Here is a 578-nt window from a genome sequence, read left to right as displayed (position 1 = left end):
GGCGCGGTTGCTTTCCCTGACACGCCGATTCTCGGCGGGGCCTCGTCGCCGTCAAGCTCCGCAGCAGAGCTGCCGCGATTCCCCCGAAAACTTCTTCGCGCCCTGCGGGCCGCTGCGCTCGCGAAAACTTTTCTCCTCCTCGCGGTCCCGGAGCTGGACAGCTCCCACGGCCCCGTTCGATTCGGCTTTATGTCAGGGAAAGCAATCCTGCGGGCGCAAACCCGTGAGGGCAGGAGGTCACTATGACAGGCACAGTCACCGAAACAGTGGTGGTCATTGACCGCGACAGCGTCCGCGTGGTGGACGTGGACATGCGCGGATACGGCAGGCTCGCAGGTGTTGGGATCACCAGCGGCCAAGAGAAACTCACCGCCATCACACGCGCCATCTCCGGCCACACATGGTGGGCAATCCACCACGCCAACGGCCCGCGCGGCACCGTCGACGCGATCGCGGAAATCGGGACATTGAGCGAGCGCAACCACACCGCCGAACGATTCTTCGCACACCACCGCATGCCGATGCCCGCCCTCGGGCTGCGCGGACCCGTCGCCCTGATCCGGGACGCAATGACCCGC

At 65.9% G+C, this 578-nt stretch carries 2 protein-coding genes; both read left to right on the top strand.

All coding sequences use genetic code 11. The features are described 5' to 3' along the window. Nucleotides 1–246: hypothetical protein (locus tag ONR57_RS04540; RefSeq protein WP_265121809.1), on the top strand; the 246-nt coding region annotated here is incomplete at its 5' end. Continuing rightward, on the top strand, nucleotides 243–578 hold a 336-nt coding region (locus ONR57_RS04535; protein ID WP_265121808.1), incomplete at its 3' end, for a hypothetical protein. The genes ONR57_RS04540 and ONR57_RS04535, both read left to right, overlap by 4 nt.

Source organism: Hoyosella sp. YIM 151337, assembly GCF_026041215.1.
Classification (GTDB): Bacteria; Actinomycetota; Actinomycetes; order Mycobacteriales; family Mycobacteriaceae; genus Hoyosella.
Note: the sequence above shows the minus strand (reverse complement) of the source record. Positions and strands in the feature narration are given on the sequence as shown.